10 protein-coding genes and 1 pseudogene are annotated in these 16,132 nt (G+C 72.2%); 9 read left to right on the forward strand and 2 right to left on the reverse strand.

The features are described 5' to 3' along the window. Window positions 1-18: 18 nt before the first annotated feature. The 5 genes from ABZ865_RS28460 to ABZ865_RS28480 all read left to right on the forward strand — a co-directional run bounded on the left by ABZ865_RS28460 (window position 19) and on the right by ABZ865_RS28480 (window position 9,223). On the forward strand, window positions 19-1,299 hold the full coding sequence (locus ABZ865_RS28460; RefSeq protein WP_361236385.1) for a sugar ABC transporter permease: 1,281 nt from the start codon (window positions 19-21) through the stop codon (window positions 1,297-1,299). Continuing rightward, a complete protein-coding gene (locus ABZ865_RS28465) occupies window positions 1,296-2,207 on the forward strand; it encodes a carbohydrate ABC transporter permease (protein WP_361236228.1) in 912 nt (303 codons plus the stop codon). The genes ABZ865_RS28460 and ABZ865_RS28465 overlap by 4 nt, the downstream gene beginning before the upstream one ends. 183 nt (window positions 2,208-2,390) lie before the next feature. Next, a complete protein-coding gene (locus ABZ865_RS28470) occupies window positions 2,391-4,646 on the forward strand; it encodes a bifunctional glycosyltransferase family 2 protein/CDP-glycerol:glycerophosphate glycerophosphotransferase (protein ID WP_361236231.1) in 2,256 nt (751 codons plus the stop codon). A gap of 125 nt (window positions 4,647-4,771) precedes the next feature. Then, window positions 4,772-6,991 carry a CDP-glycerol glycerophosphotransferase family protein gene (locus tag ABZ865_RS28475; protein WP_361236234.1) on the forward strand — a complete coding sequence of 740 codons (2,220 nt, stop codon included), beginning with the start codon at window positions 4,772-4,774 and terminating at the stop codon, window positions 6,989-6,991. A 6-nt stretch (window positions 6,992-6,997) separates the two neighbouring features. Then, on the forward strand, window positions 6,998-9,223 hold the full coding sequence (locus ABZ865_RS28480) for a CDP-glycerol glycerophosphotransferase family protein (protein ID WP_361236237.1): 2,226 nt from the start codon (window positions 6,998-7,000) through the stop codon (window positions 9,221-9,223). Window positions 9,224-9,241: 18 nt separating this feature from the next. On the opposite strand, the gene ABZ865_RS28485 is transcribed toward ABZ865_RS28480, so the two are convergent. Beyond that, window positions 9,242-9,655: an organic hydroperoxide resistance protein gene (locus tag ABZ865_RS28485; protein ID WP_361236239.1), complete on the reverse strand. Its 414-nt coding sequence runs from the start codon at window positions 9,653-9,655 to the stop codon at window positions 9,242-9,244. Between the two features lie 123 nt (window positions 9,656-9,778). On the opposite strand from ABZ865_RS28485, the gene ABZ865_RS28490 reads away from it, so the two are divergent. After that, window positions 9,779-10,297: a MarR family transcriptional regulator gene (locus ABZ865_RS28490; RefSeq protein WP_361236242.1), complete on the forward strand. Its 519-nt coding sequence runs from the start codon at window positions 9,779-9,781 to the stop codon at window positions 10,295-10,297. Here ABZ865_RS28490 and ABZ865_RS28495 read toward each other — a convergent pair. After that, the gene (locus ABZ865_RS28495) at window positions 10,215-11,843 is read right to left on the reverse strand and encodes a glycosyltransferase family 39 protein (protein ID WP_361236245.1); all 1,629 of its coding nucleotides are present in this window, start codon (window positions 11,841-11,843) and stop codon (window positions 10,215-10,217) included. The genes ABZ865_RS28490 and ABZ865_RS28495 overlap by 83 nt on opposite strands. Window positions 11,844-12,033: 190 nt before the next feature. Here ABZ865_RS28495 and ABZ865_RS28500 point away from each other — a divergent pair, with 190 nt between their 5' ends. The 3 genes and pseudogenes from ABZ865_RS28500 to galE all read left to right on the forward strand — a co-directional run bounded on the left by ABZ865_RS28500 (window position 12,034) and on the right by galE (window position 16,088). Continuing rightward, window positions 12,034-13,317 carry a glycosyltransferase 87 family protein gene (locus tag ABZ865_RS28500; protein WP_361236248.1) on the forward strand — a complete coding sequence of 428 codons (1,284 nt, stop codon included), beginning with the start codon at window positions 12,034-12,036 and terminating at the stop codon, window positions 13,315-13,317. Window positions 13,318-13,493: 176 nt separating this feature from the next. Continuing rightward, window positions 13,494-15,062: pseudogene (locus ABZ865_RS28505) on the forward strand (glycosyltransferase family 2 protein); the annotation flags it as partial. Between the two features lie 45 nt (window positions 15,063-15,107). Further along, a complete protein-coding gene (gene galE / locus ABZ865_RS28510; RefSeq protein WP_361236251.1) occupies window positions 15,108-16,088 on the forward strand; it encodes a UDP-glucose 4-epimerase GalE in 981 nt (326 codons plus the stop codon). The last annotated feature ends 44 nt before the right edge of the window (window positions 16,089-16,132 follow it).

The raw sequence follows: 16,132 nt of genomic DNA on the forward strand, positions 1-16,132 counted from the left end.
CCGAAGAGCCGCAAGAGCGTGACCGGCACGCGCCGGACGGTGGCAGCCCTGTTCCTGCTGCCGGCGCTGGTGCTGCTCGGCGCGCTCGTGGTCTACCCGATCGGGTACTCGGTCGTCCGCAGTTTCTACAACGCCTCCGGTGACGGCTTCGCCGGGGTCGACAACTACAAGGCGCTGTTCACGGACGACGGCATCCGTACGGCGCTGAAGAACAACATCATCTGGGTGGTCTTCGCGCCCACGGTCTCCACCGCGCTCGGCCTGATCTTCGCCGTGCTGACCGAGCGGGTGCGCTGGGGCACGGCGTTCAAGCTCGTCGTCTTCATGCCGATGGCGATCTCGATGCTGGCGGCCGGGATCATCTTCCGGCTGGTGTACGACCAGGACCCGGACAAGGGGGTCGCGAACGCGGTGTGGGTGGGCGTGCACGACACGTTCGCGCAGTCCTCGGCGTTCCCGAAGGCACACCCGGGCCGCGATTCGCCGCTCAGGCCGGACCAGGGCGGGTTCGTCACCACGGCCCCGGTGCACGCCGGGCAGCCGGTCACGCTCCCGCTGGTCGGTGTCGCCCCCGACCAGATGCCCGACGGCGCGAAGAAGGCCGTGGCGGCCAAGGCCGAGCCGGGGAAGATCACCGGCACCACCTGGCAGGACTTCACGCGCGGCAAGGGCGTCGGGAAGCTGGGCTCCCCCGACCCGTCCGAGCTGGGCTACGCCGGGATGCGGATCGAGGCGGTGAAGGACGGCAAGGTCGTTGCCTCCACCAAGGCCGCGGGCGACGGCACCTTCACGCTGCCGGCGGCGGCCGACGGGGCCCGACTACGGCTTCCGGCGAGCAACTTCAAGGAGCCGTACAACGGCCTCGACTGGCTCGGCCCGTCGCTGGTCACCCCCGCGATCATCGGGTCGTACGTGTGGATGTGGGCGGGCTTCGCGATGGTGCTGATCGCGGCGGGGCTCGCGGGGGTGCCCCGGGAACTGCTGGAGGCCGCGCGCGTGGACGGGGCCAACGAGTGGCAGGTGTTCCGCAGGGTCACCGTGCCGCTGCTGGCGCCGGTGCTCGCGGTGGTCGTCGTCACGCTGATGATCAACGTGCTGAAGGTGTTCGACCTCGTCTTCATCATCGCCCCCGGCTCCTCCCAGGACGACGCGAACGTGCTGGCCCTGGAGCTGTACCGCAAGGGCTTCGCCGAGAGCCAGCCGGGCATCGCGAGCGCCATCGCGGTGTTCCTGCTGCTGCTGGTGATCCCGGTGATGCTGTTCAACGTCCGTAGGCTGCGGCGGGAGGTGCGGCGATGACGGCGACCGCCGGAAGCGTCGGGAAGGTGGCACCCGCCGACACGGCGGTGAAGGCCCGGCAATCCCTCGGATCGAAGATCACCGAGAAGCTCAGCGGCGGACTGGTCCGCGTCTTCCTCATCGTGGTGGGCCTGTTCTGGCTGGTGCCGACCATCGGTCTGCTCATCTCCTCCCTGCGCTCACCGGAGGACATGAGCGCGAGCGGCTGGTGGAAGGTGTTCTCCCAGCCGTCCCAGCTGACCTTCGACAGCTACCAGAAGCTGCTGGAGAACAGCGACATCACCAACTCCCTGGTGAACACCGTGCTGATCACGGTCCCGGCGACGGTCCTGGTCGTCGTGATCGGCTCGCTGGCGGGCTACGCGTTCGCGTGGATGGAGTTCCCTGGCCGGGACTGGTGGTTCCTCGGCGTGGTCAGCCTGCTGGTCGTGCCCGTGCAGGTGGCGCTGATCCCGATCGCCGAACTGTTCGGCGACATCGGCCTGTTCGGGACGATCTTCGGGGTGATCCTGTTCCACGTGGGCTTCGGCCTGCCGTTCGCGGTGTTCCTGCTGCGGAACTTCTTCGCGGAGATCCCGAGGGAACTGCTGGAGGCGGCCCGGCTCGACGGCGCCGGTGAACTGCGGCTGTTCGCACGGGTGGTGATGCCGCTCGGCGGGCCCGCGATCGCGAGCCTCGGCATCTTCCAGTTCCTGTGGGTGTGGAACGACATGCTGGTCGCGCTGGTGTTCACCAAGTCCGGCTCGCAGCCGATCACGGTCGCCCTGCAGACGCAGGTACGGCAGTTCGGCAACAACATCGACGTGCTCGCGCCGGGCGCGTTCATCTCGATGGTGATCCCGCTGGTCGTGTTCTTCGCGTTCCAGCGGCAGTTCGTGTCCGGGGTCATGGCAGGCGCGGTCAAGTAGCCCCGGAAGGGGCACTCTCCGGGGGGCGGGCCTTCAGGTGCCCGCCCCTTCGCCGTGGGCCTGGGGGTGCCCCCCGGAGAACACGGCACCCTTGTCCCCCACTTGCCGCACGAACCGTAACCAGGCCACCCTATCGGCCGTTCCCGGGCAAAACGCCCGAACCGACCGACCCATGGATGTCCCTTGCCCAGGTTCAGTGTCATCGTCCCCGCGTACAAGGTCCAGGCGTACTTGTCGGAGTGCCTGGACTCGGTGCTCTCGCAGTCGTACGACGATCTCGAACTGATCGCCGTGGACGACTGCTCCCCGGACGCCTGCGGGGCACTGATCGATGAGTACGCGGCCCGCGACGAGCGCGTCAAGGCCGTCCACCTGGCCGAGAACCAGGGCCTGGGCCGCGCCCGCAACGCGGGCATGGCCCTGGCGACCGGCGACTACCTGGTCTTCCTGGACAGCGACGACACCCTCACCCCGGACGCGCTGCGCGCCGTCGCCGACCGGATCAAGGAGACCGGCGAGCCGGACGTCCTGGTCTACGACTACGCGCGCACCGACTGGACGGGCGAGGCGAAGCGCAACAAGATGGCGGCCCAGCTGACCGAGAAGGGTCCCGTACCCTTCCGGCTGGAAGACCGCCCGGGGCTGCTCAAGGTCGTCATGGTGGCCTGGAACAAGGCGTACCGGCGGGAGTTCGTCGAGGCGAACGCCTTCCGCTTCCCGCCCGGCTACTACGAGGACACCCCCTGGACCTACCCGGTCCTGATGGCGGCCGAGTCGATCGCGACACTCGACCGGGTGTGCGTGCACTACCGGCAGCGTCGGCAGGGCAACATCCTCAGCACCGTCAGCCGCAGGCACTTCGACATCTTCGACCAGTACAACCGGGTGTTCGCGTTCCTCGACGAGCGGCCCGCGCTCGCCCGGTGGCGGCCGGTGCTGTACCGCCGCATGATCGACCACTTCTCCACGGTGTTCACCAAGCGGGACCGGCTGCCGCGCGGCGCCCGCGCCGAGTTCCTGCGCCAAGCCCGCGCCCACTGCCGCCGTCACCGCGCCCCGGGCGTCCGCGTTCCCCTGCGCTCCCAACTGCGGCACGGCCTGGTCCGCTACGGCCTGCACCGCACCTTTCGCACCCTCCAGCTGGCGATGTCCGCCCGCCGCCGCACCCTCAAGGCCGCCCACAAGCTCACCCGCGCCCTCAAGGCTGTCGTCCTCCAGCTGCACTACCGCATCCAGCTGCGCCTGCCCCTGCGTCGCGACCGGGCCGTCTTCGCCGCCTACTGGAACCGCGGATACGGCTGCAACCCCGGCGCCCTGGAAGAGGCGTTCCGCACCCACGCCCCGCACATCCGCACCGCGTGGATCGCCCACCCCGAGCACCAGCACACGATCCCGCCGGGCCCGCGCCGGCTGCGCCCGGGCACCTTCGCCTACTGGACGGCGCTGGCCCGCTCCACGTACCTGGTCAACAACGTCAACTTCGACCGGCGGCTGAAGAAGCGGCCCGGCCAGGTCTTCGTCCAGACCCAGCACGGCACCCCTCTCAAGCACATGGGCCTCGACCTGCAGGAACGCCCGGCGGCCTCCGGAGACATGGACTTCGAGGAGTTGCTGAGGGGCGTCGACAAGTGGGACTACGTCCTGTCCGCCAACCGCCACACCACCCTGACCTGGGAGCGCGTCTACCCCGGCCGCTACACCACACTGGAGTACGGCTATCCGCGCAACGACATCTTCCAGCGGGCGACCTCGGCGGATGTGGCCCGTATCCGTTCCTCGCTCGGCATCCCGCGGGGCACGGTCGCGCTGCTGTACGCCCCCACCCACCGCGACCACCGCCGCACCCAGCACCCCGTCGTCGACCTGGACCGGGTCGTGCGCCGCCTGGGCCCGCGCTTCGTGATCCTGGCCCGCGCCCACTACTCGCACGGGCGTCCACTCGGGGACGGCCCCCGGATCATCGACGTCAGCGACCACCCGAGCGTGGAGTCCCTGTGCCTGGCCTCGGACGCGCTGATCACCGACTACTCGTCGATCATGTTCGACTACGCCAATCTGGACCGGCCGATCGTCGTGCACACCGAGGACTGGGAGGTGTACGAGGCGGCCCGGGGCATCTACTTCGACCTGCGGGACTTTCCACCGGGCGCGGTCGCGCGCACCGAGGACGAGCTGATCGACGTCTTCGCCACCGGCCACTGGCGCGGCTCCCGCTCCAACCAGCTGCGGGCCGCGTTCCGGGAGCGGTTCTGCCCGTACGACGACGGACGCGCCGCCAGACGCGTCGTACGACATGTCGTGCTGGGCGAGACCGAGGGGCTGTCGCCGTTCGTTCCGCTCGCCGAGCGCCATCCGGTGCCGGCGGCCATGTCGGGGCGCACCCCGCTGGCCACCGTGCCGCAACCTTCCCGTCCTCTCCCCGTCACCGAGAGCCGCTGAACACCGTTGGTCCTTCCGGGAGTTCCCATGCCCCTCAACTCGACGCGGCCCACTCCGATCCGGCCGCCCACCTGGCGTCCCGCCGGACGGCCCGGCCGCGTCCGCAAGACGACAGAAAGAACAGAATGCCCCGCTTCAGCATTATCGTCCCGTCCCACGGGATCTCGGGCCGGCTGTCCCAGGCGCTGGACTCGGTCCTCGGTCAGTCCTTCGGCGACCTGCAGCTGATCCCGGTCCGCGACGCCCCCGACGCCCCGGCGGCCGCCGTCGCCGCCGGACACGCCGAGCGGGACTCCCGGGTGACACCGGTCGACTCACCACCGTCCGCCGGTCTGAGCGGGGCGCGCAACGCCGGGATGCGGGCGGCGACCGGCGCGTACGTGCTGTTCCTGGACGGCGACGACCTGCTGCTGCCGGGCGCGCTGGCGGCGCTGGACGCCCGGCTGACCGAGACCGCCGGCGTCGACATCCTCTACGTCGAGCACGAGCGGACCCCCTGGTGGGACAGCGAACCGAGCAACCCGGCGGCCCCGCTGCTGGCGAAGGCGCCGAAGGGGGCCTTCGACCCCGGTGACGCGCCCGGGCTGACCGGTGTGCAACTGCCCGCCTGGAGCGCGGCCTACCGCCGCGCCTTCCTCACCGAGCACGAACTCGCGTTCCCGGACAGCCACTTCACCGACCTCGGCTGGGGCGGCCTGACCACGATCGCCGCCGAGCGGATCGCCGTGCTGCGCCGGCCCGTCGTACGGCACCGGCTGCGCCGGCAGGGCAGCCGTCTCAACCTGCCCGGGCCGCACCAGCACGCCGTGCTGGACCAGGTGGAGCTGGTGCTGAGCCGGGCGGCCGAGGCGGGACTGCCCGCCGAGCGGACGGGGGCGCTGTTCGAGCAGCTGTTCACGCATGTGCTGAAGACGGCATCGCGGCCGGAGCGGCTGCCCTCCGGGCACAGGGCGTTCTTCCGCCGGGCCTGCCGGCTGTACCGCCGCCACCGCCCCGCCGGCTTCCGGCCACCGGGCGGCAGTCTGGGCGTGCAGCACCGGCTGCTGGCGGCGGGCGCGTACACGGCGTTCCGGGCGCTGCGCGGCGCCAACCAGGCGGCGGCCGGCACCCTGGAGCGCGTCCCGCGCCCCCGCATCCTGCGCACCCGGCTGCGCTACGCCCTCGACCTGCGCCGCCCGCTCGACCCCGGCCTCGCCGTCTACTGCGCCTACTGGGGCCGCGGCTACGCCTGCAACCCGGCCGCCATCCACGCCAAGGCCCGCGAACTCGCGCCGCACATCCGCTCGGTGTTCCTGGTGGAGGCCGACCAGGCGCACGCGATGCCGAAGGACGTCGAATACGCGGTGATCGGCTCCCGCCGCTACTGGGAGGTGCTGGCCCGCGCGAAATACCTGATCAACAACGCCAACTTCGCCGAGGGGATCGTCAAGCGGCCCGGCAGCGTGCATCTGCAGACCCAGCACGGCACCCCGCTGAAGACGATGGGCGTGGACCAGTCGACGTACCCGGTGGTGGCCGCGCAGTCCGGCAGCTTCACCAAACTGCTGGGGCGGGTGGACCGCTGGGACTTCAACCTCTCGTCCAACCGCCACTCCACCCAGATGTGGGAGCGCGCCTTCCCCGGCTCGTACGAGCATCTGGAGTACGGCTATCCGCGCAACGACGTCTACTACACGGCGGCCGCCGACGACGTCGCCCGGATCCGGCGGGAACTGGGCGTGCCCGAGGGCAGCACGGCCGTGCTGTACGCCCCCACCCACCGCGACCACCACACCGGCTTCGAGTCCGGCCTCGACCTGGAGGCGTTCTGCGCGGCGGCCGGCGAGGACGTGGTCGTCCTGCTGCGCGCCCACTACTTCTACGACCGGGGGCTCTCCCGCGCATCGGGCCGGACCGGCCGGATCAGCCGGATCATCGACGTCTCCGCGCACCGCTCCGCCGAGGACGTGTGCCTGGCGGCGGACGCGCTGGTCACGGACTACTCGTCGATCATGTTCGACTACGCCAACCTGGACCGGCCGATCGTCGTGTACGCCGACGACTGGGACGTCTACCGGGAGACCCGGGGCGTCTACTTCGACCTGATGGCCGAGCCGCCCGGGCCGGTCGCCGGCACCCCCGAGGAGCTGGCACGCCTCTTCCGGGACGGCTCGTGGGCCGGGCCCAAGGCCAGGGCGCTGCGCGCCGCGTTCCGGGAGCGGTTCTGCCAGTTCGACGACGGGCAGGCCGCCGAGCGCGTCGTACGGCGGGTGCTGCTCGGCGAGCCGCCGGAGGCGATCCCGCCGGTGATCCCGCTCGCGGAGCGCCTCCCCGCCCCCGCCGCCGCGACCCTCGTGAGGAGCTGATCCGCCGTGCCCCGCTTCAGTGTCATCGTCCCCTGTTTCAAGGTGCAGGGCTTCCTGCGCGAGTGCCTGGACTCGGTGCTGTCGCAGTCCTTCGGCGACCTCGAACTGATCGCCGTGGACGACTGCTCGCCGGACGGCTGCGGCGCGATCCTCGACGAGTACGCCGAGCGCGACCCGCGCGTGAAGGTGCTGCACCTGCCGGAGAACGTCGGCCTCGGCCGCGCCCGCAACGCCGGGATGCCGCACGCCACCGGCGACTACCTGTTCTTCCTGGACAGCGACGACACACTCACCCCGGACGCGCTGCGCGCCATGGCCGACCGGCTGGCGGAGGCCGACGACCCGGACGTGCTGCTCTTCGACTACGCGCGCACCTACTGGTGGGGCGGCACCCGGCGCAACGTGCTGGCGCACGTGCTCGCGGAGGCCGGCGCGGACACCTTCACGGCCGCCGGCCGGCCGGAGGTGCTGGACCTGCTGATGGTGGTGTGGAACAAGGTCTACCGGCGCGACTTCGTCGAGGAGCACGGCTTCGCGTTCCCGCCCGGGTACTACGAGGACACGCCCTGGACGTTCCCGGTGCTGCTCAGCGCCCGGCGGATCGCCGCCCTGGACCGGATCTGCCTGAACTACCGGCAGCGCCGGCAGGGCAACATCCTGTCCACGACCAGCCGCAAGCACTTCGACATCCACGACCAGTACGAGCGGGTCTTCGCCTTCGTGGACCGGCACGAGGAGCTGGCGGCCTGGCGGCCGTACCTGCACCGCAAGATGGGCGAGCACTGCCTGGACATCCTGGCCAAGCCGGACCGGCTGCCGCCCGCCGACAAGGGCGAGTTCTTCCGGCGTACGGCGGAGATGTTCCGCAGGCACCGGCCGGAGGGCGCCCTCGTGGACGGGGAGGTCGCCCTGCTGGAGGGCGGCTACGCCGGGTACCGGCTGAAGCGGCAGGCGGCGCGGGCCGGCCGGGAGGCGGCGCGGCGGGCGGCCGAGGTACGCAAGGCCGCCGGAGACCGGGCCCGACGCGGCTGGGCGGGGCTCCACGCGCACCGCCCGCTGGACGAGCACCTGGTGGTGTACTCGGCGTCCTCGCACCGGGGCGTGCTCGGCGACCCGGCGGCCGTCTACCGCAAGGCCCAGCAGATCGCGCCGCAGCTGCGCGGGGTGTGGGTGGTGCGGGACGAGGAGACGGCGGCGGAGCTGCCGCCCGGGGTCGAGCACGTGCTCTTGGGCTCCCGGCGCTTCCTGGAGGTCGCCGCGCGGGCGAAGTTCTTCGTCAACGACGTCAACTGGCCCGGCACGCTGGCCAAGCGTCCCGGCAGTGTGCACATCCACACCCACCAGGGCACCCCGCTGAAGTACATGGGCGCCGATCTGCTGGACAAGCCCGGCGCGCGGCTCGGCTTCGACGTGCCGCAGATGCTGCGCCGGGCCGACCGCTGGGACTACAGCCTGGTCGCCAACCGCCACTCCGAGCTGGTCTGGGAGCGGGCCTACCCGTGCCACTTCACCTCGGTGCGCACCGGCAGCCCCCGCAACGACGTGCTGGTGCGGGCGGATTCCGGGCAGGGAAGCGACTTCCGGCTGCGGCACGGCATCCCCGAGGACCACACCGTGGTGCTGTACGCGCCGACCCGCCGGGACTACCGGCGCGCCGGGCACGTGGACCGCGTCGACCTGGCCCGGTTCGCAGCCGACCTGGGCGAGGGGCACACCCTCGTCGTGCGGCTGCATCCGACGCTCGCGAGCGGTCCCGCGCGCGGGATGGGCCTGGCGGAGCTGGCCCGGCGCGGGATCGTGGTCGACGCGACGGACGAACCGCACGTGGCGGAGGTGCTGCTCGCCGCCGACGCGCTGGTCACCGACTACTCGGCCCTGATGTTCGACTACGCCAACCTGGACCGGCCGATCGTGGTCCTGGCCGACGACTGGGCCGCGTTCACCGCGAGCCGGGGCGCCTATCTCGACATCACGGCCGAGGCGCCGGGCCATGTCGCGCACTCCTACCGCGAGCTGGCCCGGCTGTTCGGCTCGGGCTCCTGGCGGGACGAGGAGTCCGCGCGACTGCGGGCGGACTTCCGGGCCCGGTTCTGCGAGTACGACGACGGGCACGCCGCCGAGCGTGTCGTACGGACGCTGCTGCTGGGCGAGTCCATGACCGGGCCCGCGTCGGTGCGGATCCCGGGGCAGGCCGTCAGCGGTGACCTGCTGACCCCGGGGACCGCTCGCTGACGAGTCGATCTGCTCGATCTACTCGATGACGAGGTCGACCTCGATGTTGCCGCGGGTGGCGTTGGAGTACGGGCAGACCTGGTGGGCGGTCTCGACCAGCTTGCGGCCGGTCGCCTCGTCCACGGTCTCGGGCAGCTCGATGCGCAGCGTCACCTTCAGGCCGAAGCCCTCGCCCTGCTTGCCGATGCCGACCTCGGCGGTGACGGCGGCGTCGCTGACGTCCACCTTCGCCTGCCGGCCGACGAGGCCGAGGGCGCTGCCGAAGCAGGCGGCGTAACCGGCGGCGAAGAGCTGCTCCGGGTTGGTGCCCTCGCCGTTGCCGCCCAGCTCCACCGGCGGGGCCAGCTTGAGGTCGATCTTGCCGTCGGAGGAGACGGCACGGCCATCGCGGCCGTGGGTGGCGGTGGCGACGGCGGTGTAGAGCGCGTCCATGAAGACCATCCCTTTACGAGTCTGGGTCTGAGCCTGGGTCCCTGTGGGTCCGTTACGACCGCAAGTGAAGCACACAATTAAGTTGTGCACAACTAAATGGCTCGCAAGAGCTACCCTGGACCCATGACCGCCACCCAGACCCCCGCCGCCCCCGACACGGACTGGCTCCGCCTGGACCGCCAGATCTGCTTCTCCCTGAACGCCGCGTCGCGCGCCTTCAACAGCGTGTACCGGATCGTCCTCAAGGACCTCGGGCTCACCTACCCGCAGTACCTGGTGATGCTGGTGCTGTGGGAGCAGGGCGAGCTGCCGGTCAAGAAGCTCGGCGAGCAGCTGCGCCTCGACTCCGGCACGCTGTCCCCGCTGGTCAAGCGGCTGGAGACGGCCGGCCTCGTGCGCCGGGAGCGCAGCGCGCAGGACGAGCGCTCGGTCCAGGTGAGCCTCACCGAGGAGGGCGCCGCGCTGCGCGAGCAGGCCCTTCAGGTGCCGCGGCGCATCGCGGCGGCGACCGGGTTCGCGCCGGAGGAGATCGGCGAGCTGCGCGAACGCCTCGACCGCCTCACCGACGCGCTGGACGCGGCGACGCAGGACTCGGCAGCGCTGGACCCGGCGGCGCTGGAGGAGACGCCGGGCTGCGGCTGACGGCGGACCGGCGGACGTAGAGCCGTACGGTCACAGCCCCGCTGACCGACTCCTCGACGGGCACGAACTCCTGGGTCAGGAGGGCGAGTTTGGCCTGCTCGGCCTGGCTATTGGGGCTCCAGCGCCCCGCCAGCAGATTCCGGTCCGCCACGACCCACACCCGGTCCAGCCGGGCCACCCTGCGCCGCAGGGTCCCCGCATCGGCCTCTTGCCCGTACAGCGTCCCCGACTCCGCCGCCGACACCCCCAGCCCCACGTCCCGCACCCCCCGGAACGCCCCCGGATACGCAAGCGCCGCATTCCGCGCCTGCACCGGCAGAAACAACACCGGCTCCCCGGGCCGCAACACCCGCGCGGCAGCCCTGGAGACAGCGGCAAGATCATCCGGCCGGTGAACGGGAACCCGGTCGTCCCGCAACAGGGGCAACTGCTGAACGACAGCGAGAAGAACGGCGAGGACGCCGGCGAGGGTGAGGAGGGACTGCAGCAGAGGGAGCGCATACGACTTGCCGTCGTCGTGTGGGCAATCGTTCCGCAGGGCGGAACGGGTGGGCACACGGCGACCACCGGGCCGCAGGCGCCCGACGACCCCGGCCACCCGATCCGCGCCCGCCGCCACCAACACCGGCGCCCCGCTGAGCGCGTACAGCACGTACCGATCGACATACAGCGGCGAAACCTGCGACACCAGCATCAGCACAACCGGCGGCACAACCACCAACGGCAGCGCAACCCCCGCACAGGTCAGCTCCCCCCTCCGCCCCACCAACCCCACCATCCCCACCACGGCCAACCCCAGGCACGTCCAGTACACCCCGTCCGTCGGCCCTAAGAACGTCCGCAACACCCCCTGCGCCGTCTCCACCGTCGGCCTCCGCACCCACGCCAACTGCGCGGACTGGGCCCGCGACACCAACGCCATCGGCACGAGCAGCACCCCCACCGCGACCGCCGCACACCCCCAGCCCCGCCACACCCGCACCCCCGCCCGGGCGATCGCCAGCGACACCCCATGAGCGAGCAGCAGCAGGACCGCGAACTCGTGCAGCCAGCAGGTGAGTCCGAGCAGGACGCCGTACGCCCACCAGGGCCCGCCCCGCGCGGCCCGTACGAACAGCAGCGTCGCCCCCGTCGCACCGGCGGCGACCAAGGCGTAGGAGCGGCCCTCCTGCGCGTAATGGCCGGCCATCGGCGAGACGGCGTACAGCAGCCCGGCCCACAACCCGACCCGCGGCCGCGCCAGCCGCGCGCCGAGCGCGGCGACCAGGCCCGCGGTGACCGCGGCCGCGCACACCGACGGGAGCCTGAGGACGACCTCGCCGGGGTGGACGGCGAGGACGGCGTGCATGAGGAGGTAGTACAGGCCGTGCACCGCGTCCACGCCGTGCAGCAGCCGCCAGATCTGCGGGACCGTCCGGCGCGCGACCTGGAAGGTGACGGCCTCGTCGCGCCATATCCCGCCCCGGTCGAGCCCCCAGAGCCCGAACCCGGACATGACCAGCGCGGGCACGGCCACGGCCACGGCCCGCCGGACGCGCCCCGGCACTCGTCCCGGCTCGCCGGCCGGCGCACCGACCGGTGCGACATCTGTTGCTCCAGCCGCCCGACGCGGCTGTGGTTCCACGAGAGGCCCGACGTCCACCACGGCCCGTTCTTTTACGATGAGACAATATTTTCCACTTAATGACGGCGTATCTGCGGGGATACACCATCCGCGCGGATTAGGCTCCCACGCGATGAACCGTCTCCGTGTCACCTCCGGCCCGGTCCTCGCCCTCACCGCCGCCTGGCTCGCCACCCGCGGCCTGATGCTGTGGCTGCTCGTCCAGGGCGGCGCGCGCCTGCTCGGCAAGGGTTCGGTGACGCGTGAGGTGTGGCGTCTGTACGCGCACTGGTACGGCCTTCTGTCGCACGGCAGTTTCCCGGTGGACGACACGACCTGGCAGTACCCTCCGGGCGCGGGACCGGTGCTGCTGGCGCCTGGGCTGCTGCCGGACCTGGTACCGGGGTTGACGTACTTCGAGGCGTTCGTGGCGCTGACGCTGGCCACGGACGCGCTGATCACCGCGGTGCTGGCCGGCGCGGGGACGCGGCCCGGGCGGAGCCTGCGCGGCGCGGCCCTGTGGACGGGCGGTCTGCCGCTGCTGCTGCACCTTCCGCTGGCGCGCTACGACGTGCAGGTCACCGCGCTCGCCGTCATCTCCCTGTTGACGCTGAGGCGGTTCCCGCGCGCGGGCGGGGCGTTCGGGGCGCTGGGCGCCCTGGTGAAGGTATGGCCGGCGCTGGTGCTGCTGGGCACGCCCCGGGGGCGGGCGACGCGGACGGCATGGACGTGGGCGATGGCCGCCGGGGGCGCCTCCCTGGCCCTGCTGGCGGTTTCGTTCAACAATCCCTTCACCTTTCTGCGGCAGCAGGGCGGCCGGGGCGTGCAGATCGAGTCGCTCGGCGGTACAGCGCTCAACCTGGCGCGGCACGCCGGATGGTCGGGCCGGGCCCACTACCAGTACGGCGCGATCGAGCTGGTGGGTCCGCACGTGGAGGCGGTCGCCGCGCTCTCCCTCGCGCTCACGGCGGCCGCGTTCGGGCTGCTGGTGCTGTGGAGGGCGCGGGCGCGGCACTGGAGCCCGGCCACGCCGTACGACGCCGCGCTCGCCGCGGTGCTCCTGTTCACCGTCACCAGCCGGGTGATCAGCCCCCAGTACCTGGTCTGGCTGCTCGGGCTGGCCGCCGTGTGCCTGACCTCGCGGCACACCAGCCAGCGCCCGGTGGCACTGCTCGTCCTCGCGGCGAGCGCGCTGAGCAGCGTGGTCTTCCCGATGTACTACGCCGAGGTGGTCGCCGGCACCTGGACCGGCTGCCTGCTGACGCTGGCCCGCAACGGGCTGCTGACCGCGGCGGCCGTGCTGTCCTTCGTCCGGCTGTGGCGCGCGGCGCGGCCCCCGTCCGGAAAGACGGCGCCGACAACGCAACCCCGGCCGGATTCCGACCGTCTTCCTGAGCGCGTGCTGAGCATCTCTTAACGGCGTATTACCGAACATTTCTACGCTCCCCGTCCGTGGACCCCATGCACCCAGACCCGCGAGACCCGAAAAACCCGGCAGACCCGCGAGACCCGGCAGATCCGCAAGACCCGACAGACCCGACAGACCCGCGAGACCAACGCGACCCGCGGGATCAGCGCCCCGCGCCGCAGGCCGCGGTCGTCGTCATCGGCTACAACGACGCCGCCCACGTGGCCGACGCCGTCCGCTCGGCGCTCGCCCAGGGGCCCGCCGTCGGTGAGGTCGTCGCCGTGGACGACTGCTCCACGGACGGCAGCGGAGAGCTGCTGGCCCGGCTGGCCGCCGAGGAGCCCCGGCTGCGGGTGGTGCGCCGGGAGGTCAACAGCGGTGGCTGCGGCAGCCCGCGCAACACGGGGATCGACGCGGTGACGATGCCGTACGTGATGTTCCTGGACAGCGACGACGTGCTGCCGCCCGGTGCGGTGGACGCCCTGCTGCGGGCGGCCACGGGGGCGCGCGCCGAGGTCGCGAGCGGCCTGTGCGTGCGCCGGGAGTTGCCCTCGGGCCGCGAACAGCCCTGGCAGGCGTCCCTCTACACGGCGCACAGCGTCCTCGCGCACCCCTCCGAGCACCCCCGGCTGGTCCACGACACGCTGTGCGTCAACAAGCTGTACCGCACCGGCTTCCTGCGCGAGCACGGCATCCGGTTCCCCGAAGGGCGCTTCCTCTACGAGGACTTCGTCTTCACCGCGCGCGTGCTGGCCGCCGCGCCGCGCATCGCGCTCGTACCGGACCGGGTGTACGTGTGGCATGTACGCCGGTCCGCCGAGCAGCTGTCGCTCTCCCTGGACCGGGACCGTATCGACAACTGGAAGGCGCGTACGGAGGCGTGCGCGCTGGCGTACGACATCCTGCGGGGCGCCGGGCAGACGGAGCTGGCGCGGGCCGCGCGGGCGAAGTTCCTCGACCACGAGATGCGCATGTACGCGCGCGAGCTGGGGTTGCGCGACGCGGACTACCGGCGCGCGTGGTGGGCGCACACCCGCGAGTACCTCGCGCGCTACGACGCCGCCGACTGGGAACCGGACCCGACGGCGTCGGGCCGGCTGATCGCCCGGGTCGTCCTGGAGTCCCCCGAGCCGGTCGACCTGCCCCGGCTGAGGGAACTCGCGGCCCGCCCGGCCCGGCTGCTCCCGCCCTACGCCCGCACTCCCGACGGCACACCCGTCTGGTCCGCCGACCTCCCCCAGATCGCTCTCGCCCCCTTCCTGACCCGCCCCACCTCCGTCCTGCCCCTCGCGCTGGACGCGGAACTGCGCCCCCGCGCGCGTGACACCCGGCTGCGTCTGCGGCTGCACGAGTTGTACGGGCGGGTGGCCGAGGCCGCCCCGCGCGAGGTGGAGCTGGAATGGCGGTCGCGGGAGAACGGGCGCGCGACCCAGCGCACGACGACCGCCCTCACGCCGTCCGGCACCGACACCTGGTCGGCCGAGGTGCCCGTCGACCTGGCCGCGCTCGGCGCGGGCACCTGGGACCTGCGCCTGACGGTGCGGTTCGCGGACGGCACGCGGCGGCACGGCACCGCCCACGCGCGCGCGGGCGCCGGCCGCCTGCGCCGGCACGCCGTCCCGAGCGCCCGGCACGGTCTGCTGCTGGTCCAGCCGTACGCCACCCACTCCGGCGCGCTCGCGCTGCGCGTGGCGACGGGGCTTGGAGGAGCCCTGACCGTCGCACGCAGCCGCCTCCGCCGCCTGCTTCACTGAGAACCACCGGCCCCCACAGGCCGGCCGACGAGGGGACGCCCGCACATGACCTGGCTGATCACCGGCGGCGCCGGATACATCGGGGCGCACGTCGTCCGCGCGATGACGGAGGCGGGCGAGCGGACCGTCGTCTACGACGATCTGTCCTCGGGCGCCGCCGCGCGCGTACCGCAGGATGTCCCCTTGGTCGCGGGCTCCGTCCTGGACGGCGAGAAGGTGGCGCGCACGCTCGCCGAGCACGAGGTGACCGGGGTCGTCCATCTGGCCGCGAAGAAGCAGGTCGGCGAGTCCATGGACCGCCCGCTGGACTACTACCGGGAGAACGTGGAAGGCCTGCGCGTGCTGCTGGAAGCGGTGACGGCGGCCGACGTGCCCACCTTCGTCTTCTCCTCCTCCGCCGCGGTGTACGGCATGCCGGACGTCGACCTGGTCACGGAGGAGACCCCCTGTCTCCCCCTCTCCCCCTACGGCGAGACCAAGCTGGCCGGCGAGTGGCTGGTCCGCGCGACGGGCCGGGCGACGGGCCTCGCCACGGCCTCCCTGCGCTACTTCAACGTGGCCGGCGCGGCCACCCCCGCGCTCGCGGACACGGGCGTCTCCAACCTCATCCCCATGGTCTTCGAGAAGCTCACCGAGGGCGCGCCTCCACGCATCTTCGGCGACGACTACCCCACGCCCGACGGCACCTGCGTCCGGGACTACATCCACGTGGTCGACCTGGCCGAGGCCCACGTGGCCGTCGCCCGCGCCCTCCACTCCACCCCCGGCCGCGCCCTGACCCTCAACGTCGGCCGCGGCGAGGGCGTTTCGGTCCGCGAGGTGATCGACCAGATCAACGCGCTCACCGGCTACGACCGGCCCCCCACCGTCACCCCGCGCCGCCCCGGCGACCCCGCCCGCGTCGTCGCCTCCGCCACCCGCATCTCCACCGAACTGGGCTGGCAGGCCAAGTACGACCTCTCCGACATGATCACCTCATCCTGGCAAGGCTGGCTCCGCCTCCACCCAGAAGCGGCGCGAGCGTAGGCTCCCCCGGACGGGCGGCCGAAAGCTCTCCGGATCGGCGGTCG

Source organism: Streptomyces sp. NPDC047085 (genome assembly GCF_040643735.1).
In the GTDB taxonomy this organism is placed as follows: domain Bacteria; phylum Actinomycetota; class Actinomycetes; order Streptomycetales; family Streptomycetaceae; genus Streptomyces.